The sequence below is a fragment of the Candidatus Binataceae bacterium genome (assembly GCA_035294265.1).
Classification (GTDB): Bacteria; Desulfobacterota; Binatia; order Binatales; family Binataceae; genus DATGLK01.
Window position 1 is genome coordinate 37124 of sequence record DATGLK010000109.1, and the last position, 6871, is coordinate 43994.

The following is a 6871-nucleotide window of genomic DNA, read 5'->3' on the forward strand; positions in this document are numbered from 1 at the left end:
GACTCTGGGTGCTGATTGGCTGCGCGCTGTGTGCGTGCTCATCAAATTCCGCGACGACACCGACACCGATTGTGACGGCCACTCCAACGGCGACGTCCAGTTCTACCGCGACTCCGACCGCGAGCCCCTCGCCTACGCCCGCGCCGGATAGTTTCCGGGCGACCGCGGGAAGCATGACCCAGGCGCGCATCGGGGCCTCGTTGGCGGATCTCTCCGCCACGCAGGTCCTAATCGCCGGGGGCTTTGACAACGAGTTGGCGCCGCTAGCCGAGGCGGATATCTACACTACAAGCAAGAATTTTTTCACGACGACCGAAACTCCACTGATACAGGAACGTTACCTTGCCGCCTCGGTCACCTTACCCAACGGGACGGTGCTGATTGCTGGAGGTATCGGAGGCAACGGCGTGGTTTTAAACAGCGCTGAAATCTATGACCCCACCACCGGCGTCTTTCGGCTGACCGGCACCAATATGAGCGACTCGCGCTATGGCGCCGGCGCCGCGCTCCTACCTGACGGACAAGTTCTGATCGCGGGCGGAGTGGATGCCAATAACAATTACCTGGCGAGCGCGGATCTGTACGATCCGGCCTCTGATAGTTTTACCGCGAGCACCAGCGCCTTGAGCACTGCCCGCCAGTATGCAACCGCCACCTTGCTGACCAACGGCCAAGTATTGATTGCCGGCGGCTTTGGGGCTCTGACCGGCGGCTTAAACAGCGCCGACCTGTACGATCCCGCCGCCGATACCTTCACCGCCAGCGCCGGGCAGATGAGCAACTCGCGCTGTGGCGCGGCGGCAACATCCTTGGCCAACGGCGATGTGCTGATAGCCGGTGGCGAGGACTGCACCGGGACCTCTCTGAACACCGCGGACCTTTACAACCCCACCGCCGATAGCTTCACTCCCAGCAGTAGCAGGCTCTCCGATGCGCGGGCGTGGGCTGCCACAGTGGCTCTGGCCAATGGCAAGATTTTGATTGCCGGAGGCAACGACCTCAACGGCCCGACGGCAACGGCTGACCTTTACGATCCGGCGACGAATAGCTTCGTCGCCAGCAAAGGGGCGATGAGCGACGCGCGCGCCTACGCCGTCGCCACATTGCTTTCCAATGGTCGGGCGCTGATTGCGGGAGGGCTTAACAGCGCTGGCGAGATCCTGTCGAGCGCCGATCTCTATTATCCTTAGACTACGCGGGCAACCGCTTCCCCTTTCCTTATCTCTTTCCGCCCAAACGGAGATAAGGAAAGGGGCCATCTTTACCACCCCGATGGCCGTTTCAGCCTGGCGCCAACTTTATCCAGAGAGGCTAATGGTTCGCGGGCAGCCAAGAGCATTGCCCCACACTGTTGCCGGCGGGCGATTCCATCGTGGATTGCCCCAAGCCAGGACGAATGGAGACCATAACCTGGGCTTCGCGCAGGCTTTGCGGGCAGAACAAACCACGGGCACCGTTGAGCACTACCATCGCCTGAATATTCCCGGCATCCACGACGTACTGACCCGGCGAACTGGTCAGATAACGACAGAAGTGGTCGCGATTACGCAAAAAACCCGAGGCCTCCTGCACCACCCCGTGCTCGCCCAACCAAATCCGCAGCGTGCTGCCGTTGCCACCGTCCGCGGTACCCCGATCGAACACGCAGTAATAGTAGCCGGCGGGCGAGCTCTGCACCGGCGGCGCCGCCGCGGTGGCGGACCACAGAATTAAAATGAACAAGCCCGATACCAGCACAGGCTTCATCTTGCCCCCCTCCGACCGCAGATCAGGCCCGAGCAGCTACCTCGTACCCCTTAAGCATCCGTCTCTAGCCTGTTACACGCAATCTTAAAATGGACCAAGCCGAGGTGCCCGCTTCAGAAAAAGCACTTGAAAGCCATCGACCACCACCGCCAAAATTTCCTGCACGCCGCGGTTGCACACCGATTATGGGAGCTTAATGGCAGCTCTAGTTATCCGCCGTCAGGCCGAGTGATTGTCAAATGTGGAGAGCGGCCAACGGTGGTGGAGAGACTCTATACCCCGCAAACCTGCGATGCTCGTTCGGATAGCGCCGGCCTTACCGCCACCGAAAGGGCCCACGCTAAGGGCGTGACCGGATTCCCCCGGCCTGGCCACTCCATTTCGCGCGCGGGGCTGCCAGTGCGCTGCCGCCTCACGCTCATCCCGCTCACGCCTGGCAGACGACAAAACATTTCAGCCGCTGACAAACCGGTGAACTGAAACCGAAGATTCTGATGGCTGCGCTGAAACCGATTGGACAATCACCCGGCTGATGGGATTGCAAAGTCGAGAAAATGAAGATGGAGCAATGCAGATGTTTAACCGGGATTTGCCGTTTCAAATCCCATGGTTAAGCTCGTGCTGAAAATGGCATCAAGCCGGTTTCGAAAGCGTATGCCGCCACAGCGTGACCGCCAGTTATCCCTAAAAAATCTGCCTGAGGCCGCTTGCAAAGGCGCCTGTAGGTGGCCATGACCGTTCGGAGCTTTTGGGCGCTTTTGTCCTAGCATATTTGGCCTGAAGTGCGGCATGATTTGGGCGAGCGTCCTGACGACAAATCTCTAAGGAGTGCCCGCCTTAAGCATATGGACCAACTGCAACGCGCGATTACCGAGCTCACGATCGCCAATCGAATTCTAGCGCACGAGAACGTGGTCGATGCCTACGGCCACGTCAGTCTGCGCCATCCCGTTCATTCCGACCGCTACCTGCTGGCCTGCTCGCGCAGCCCCGAACTGGTCGAGCGCGAAGACATCATGGAATTCACTTTCGATGGCAAAGCGGTGGGCGATGACAAGCGGCCGCCCTACCTTGAACGATTCATTCATGGCGGCATCTACGCCGCGCGCCCTGACATTCAGGCAGTCGTCCATGCGCATTCCGAAGACGTTCTGCCCTTTGGCATCAGTCCGGTAGCGCTGGTACCGGTGATCCATTCGGGTAGCGTGCTGGGTGCTCGGATCCCCGTCTGGGATATCGCCGAGCGCTTCGGCACCGATACCAATTTGCTGGTGACCAACATCGAGCAGGGTCAAGATTTGGCCCAGGCCCTTGGCGCCGAGCGCGCGGTCCTGATGCGCGGCCACGGTTTCGCCGCGGCGGGCCGCAACCTGCTCGAAGTCCTGCGGATCTCCATTTTCATGCCGCGCAATGCCCGCGTGCAGCAGGCCGCGATGCGCATGGGCGGCTTCAAATCGCTCAATCCCGGCGAGATCGCCGCCCGTGGCGCCATCTTCCAACCTGGTTCCTCCGAGGTGATGCGCGCCTGGGAGTACTGGGCACGGCGCGCGGGCTGCGAGCAATTGCTTGCCGAGCTGGCCCGACCCTAAATTTACTTCACGAGCGTCGCAGAGTTGCTCGGTCTATCGAGGAAACAAATGGCAACGCTGGATTTACATTGGCCCGAACCGCGAATCACCCGAGTGCCCTATGCCCTCTACACCCGCCCAGATGTCTTCGAGGTCGAGCGCGAGCGCCTGTTCATGGGCCCGACCTGGAATTTTCTGTGCATGGAGGCTGAATTACCCCAGCCCTGCGATTACCGCGCGAGCTGGGTGGGCGACGTGCCCGTGCTCGTGACTCGCGACGACAACGGCGAGCTGCACGGCTTCGAGAACCGTTGCGCCCATCGGGGAGCGTTGATCTGCATGGGCGCGGGCGGTAACGGCACCCGCATCGCCTGCGTCTATCACGGCTGGACTTACGATCTCAAAGGCAACCTAGCCTCGGTCACCTTTCGTCACGGCGTCAATCGCCAAGGCGGGATGCCGGTCGATTTCAAGTTGGAGGAGCATCGGCGCAAGCCGCTGACAGTGGAGAATTTCGCCGGTTTGCTTTTTGGCAGCTTCGCCTCCGCACCGCCACCCTTGGCCGACTACCTGGGCGAGGAAATCGCCAGCCGCATCCGCCGCGTGATGCGGGGACCGGCGCGGGTGCTGGGATATAACAGCCAGGTATTGAACAATAACTGGAAGCTGTATATCGAAAACGTCAAGGATCCCTATCACGCAAGCCTGCTTCACCTGTTCTTCAATACGTTCCGCCTCAATCGGCTTTCCGCCCAGGGTGGTATCATCATCGATTCCAGCGGCGGCAATCACGTCAGCTACTCCAAGGCCGCCAGCGACCGCGCCAGCACCGATTACGACAGCACTGCGCTGCGCGCCAAGCGCGAGGACTACCGCCTGGCCGATCCCTCGCTGATCGCTTCGCGCGACGAATTCGGCGACGGCATCACGCTGCAGATCCTGTCGGTCTTTCCCAATTTCGTCCTGCAGCAGATCCAGAACTGCCTGTGCACCCGCCAAGTGGTACCGCGGGCGCACAACCAAACCGAGTTGCTCTGGACGTATTTCGGCTTCGCCGATGATGACGACGAACTCAGCCAGATGCGACTCAAGCAGAGCAACTTGGTGGGCCCCGGCGGATACGTTTCAATGGAAGACGGTGCGGTGGGCAATTTTGTCCAGCGTGCGTTGGCGGGCGCGGGCGACGATAGCGAGCTCTTGGAAATGGGCGGACGCGAGATTTTGTCCCAGGCCACTCGCGCCACCGAATCGCCGATTCGAGGCTTTTGGAAAGTGTACCGGGAGCGGATGGGCTTATGAGCGGCGACGTTGCCATCGATAGCGTCCTTCAGTTTGAAATCGAGCGCCTGCAAGCGCGCTACGTCACCTGTATCGACGACGATCGGCTAGAGGAATGGCCCGCATTCTTCACCGAGCAGTGCCGCTACCAGATAATTTCGGCCGAGAACTACACGCGCAAGCTGCCGGTGGGGGTGTTTTTCGCCGACAGCCGAGCGATGCTCTCGGATCGCGTGGCGGCGCTGCGCCAGGCCAATATTTATGAAGCCCAGCGCTATCGCCATCTGGTCGGCGCAACCCTGATTAGCGCGCGCCATGGCGAAATCGTCACCGCGCAATCCAACTACCAGGTGGTCCGCGTGCTGCAGGACGGCAGCACCATGATCTTCAGTGTCGGACGCTACCTGGACCGTATCAATCTCAACCGCGGCGCGCCGCTGTTCGAGGAAAAGCTGGTGGTCTTCGACAATCGCCGCATCGATACCCTGTTGGCGATACCCATTTAACCTATGCTCGCCCTTGCGACCAGGGCCTGATTGCACGACGATGGGCCAGCGCGGCCACCGTGTGTACCAGCCGCCCACAAAGGAGCCACGATGAAAAGCCTCACCATCGGCCGACGAGTTTTTACAGTTGTGACGGCAAGCGCGGCGCTGATGCTGCTGCTGGCCGCCTTTGGTGTCGCGTCACGCGCCCAGATGACGCCGGCAGCCGCCGCCGAGGTTGCCGAGGAACCGGCCATCCCGCAAGGCCAAATTCCCGCCTACATCTCCAACGCCATCCGCAGCCGTTCAGCCGCCGACAAGAAGCTTGACGGGGCGCGCAAGCCCGCGCAGATGATGGCCTTTTTGGGAATCCGGCCAGGCATGAAAGTCGCCGATATTTTTGCCGCCGGCGGCTGGATGACCGAAGTCTTGTCGCGTACCGTCGGTCCGGACGGAACGGTCTACTCGATCAACCCGCCCTTTCCTCCGCGCTTCCATATGATTTCGGCGGCTTGGCAAAAGCGCCTGAAGAAACCCGAACTCAAGAATGTGGTTGCAGTAACCAAACGTCTGGATGCTCCGGACCTCATCCCGGGACCCGCCGGATCTCTGGACGCCGCCGTGATCGATCTGAATTATCATGATTTGGTAGGGATGAAGCGCAATCGCGACGCGCTCAATGACGCGATTTTCAAGGCGCTGAAGCCTGGTGGCATCTATGGCGTAATCGATCACAGCGCCAAAGCCGGCACTGGCGCCCAGGCCGCATCGACCCTACATCGCATCGATGAACAATTTGTTATCAACGAAGTGGAAAAGGCCGGTTTTAAACTAGCGAGCGCCTCCAGCGCTTTGCGTAATCCACAGGACCCGCGCACCGCGCTCAGCCGCACCTATTCCGGCCCAGGCCACACCGATCGCTTCATGCTGAAATTCGTCAAACCGTCATAGCTTCGCGCCGGCAGCGCCGCCAAGCTGCGAGAGCGACAGGCCAAGCGTCTCCGCTACTCAGATACCAGCCGGAGAGAATGGTTGCCCCAGCGATGACCCCCTACCTGGTCAGGGAGGGGGTCATCGGGGCGGCTCATCTGGAGCGAGTTACGGAACATGAACTTCTTAAAGACGGACGCAGCGACGGTGCCGCTGCCCAATATGCAGTTTCCTGAGGGGCAGAAAAGCAATGAGGCGCGAGACTTTAGGCCTCGCGCCTCATCGGGACTTCCCGGCCGCGTCCTACTCTCCCGTACGGCGACCGTACAGTACCATCGGCGCTGGAGGGCTTAACTGCCGTGTTCGGGATGGGAACGGGTGTCTCACCTCCGCCATGGCGACCGGAAACTTGGGGCACCACCGTAAGATGGTGCGAAATATTTGACAACTGAAAGTAGGTACAACTCGCATGCTGCAGACTTGGCTACGCCTGACCGTTTTGGAGAATGGTGTTGGTCAAGCCTCACGGCCGATTAGTACCAGTCAGCTCCACGCATTACTGCGCTTCCACCTCTGGCCTATCAACCTCCTTGTCTAGGAGGGGCCTTTAGGATCTTGCGATCGGGATACCTCATCTTGGGGAGGGCTTCCCGCTTATATGCTTTCAGCGGTTATCCCGTCCGCACATGGCTACCCGGCTATGCAGCTGGCGCTACAACCGGCACACCAGCGGTGCGTCCGTCCCGGTCCTCTCGTACTAGGGACAGCACCCCTCAAGTATCCTACGCCCACGGCGGATAGGGACCGAACTGTCTCACGACGTTCTGAACCCAGCTCGCGTGCCACTTTAATCGGCGAACAGCC

Annotated in this window: 6 protein-coding genes and 2 rRNA genes; 5 read left to right on the top strand and 3 right to left on the bottom strand. The window is 60.4% G+C overall.

Annotated features, from left to right (window positions below; all coding sequences use genetic code 11):
* Positions 1–173 precede the first annotated feature (173 nt).
* On the top strand, positions 174–1190 hold the full coding sequence (locus VKV28_17385) for a kelch repeat-containing protein (GenBank protein ID HLH78578.1): 1017 nt from the start codon (positions 174–176) through the stop codon (positions 1188–1190).
* Between the two features lie 121 nt (positions 1191–1311).
* Here VKV28_17385 and VKV28_17390 read toward each other — a convergent pair whose 3' ends face one another.
* Positions 1312–1746 (bottom strand): hypothetical protein, encoded by a 435-nt coding sequence (locus VKV28_17390; protein ID HLH78579.1) that lies wholly within the window; start codon positions 1744–1746, stop codon positions 1312–1314.
* Between the two features lie 845 nt (positions 1747–2591).
* Between VKV28_17390 and VKV28_17395 the strand changes: the two genes are divergently transcribed.
* The 4 genes from VKV28_17395 (at position 2592) to VKV28_17410 (ending at position 6028) form a co-directional block, all read left to right on the top strand.
* Positions 2592–3335 carry a class II aldolase/adducin family protein gene (locus tag VKV28_17395; GenBank protein HLH78580.1) on the top strand — a complete coding sequence of 248 codons (744 nt, stop codon included), beginning with the start codon at positions 2592–2594 and terminating at the stop codon, positions 3333–3335.
* A 48-nt stretch (positions 3336–3383) separates the two neighbouring features.
* On the top strand, positions 3384–4613 hold the full coding sequence (locus VKV28_17400; protein ID HLH78581.1) for an aromatic ring-hydroxylating dioxygenase subunit alpha: 1230 nt from the start codon (positions 3384–3386) through the stop codon (positions 4611–4613).
* Positions 4610–5098, top strand: coding sequence for an aromatic-ring-hydroxylating dioxygenase subunit beta (locus tag VKV28_17405; protein ID HLH78582.1), 489 nt, complete (start codon positions 4610–4612; stop codon positions 5096–5098). The genes VKV28_17400 and VKV28_17405 overlap by 4 nt, the downstream gene beginning before the upstream one ends.
* 90 nt (positions 5099–5188) lie before the next feature.
* Complete coding sequence (locus VKV28_17410) at positions 5189–6028, top strand: hypothetical protein (GenBank protein ID HLH78583.1); 840 nt, start codon at positions 5189–5191, stop codon at positions 6026–6028.
* A 269-nt stretch (positions 6029–6297) separates the two neighbouring features.
* Here VKV28_17410 and rrf read toward each other — a convergent pair.
* A 5S ribosomal RNA gene (gene rrf, locus VKV28_17415) occupies positions 6298–6413 on the bottom strand.
* A gap of 106 nt (positions 6414–6519) precedes the next feature.
* Positions 6520–6871, bottom strand: a 23S ribosomal RNA gene (locus tag VKV28_17420); the annotation flags it as partial.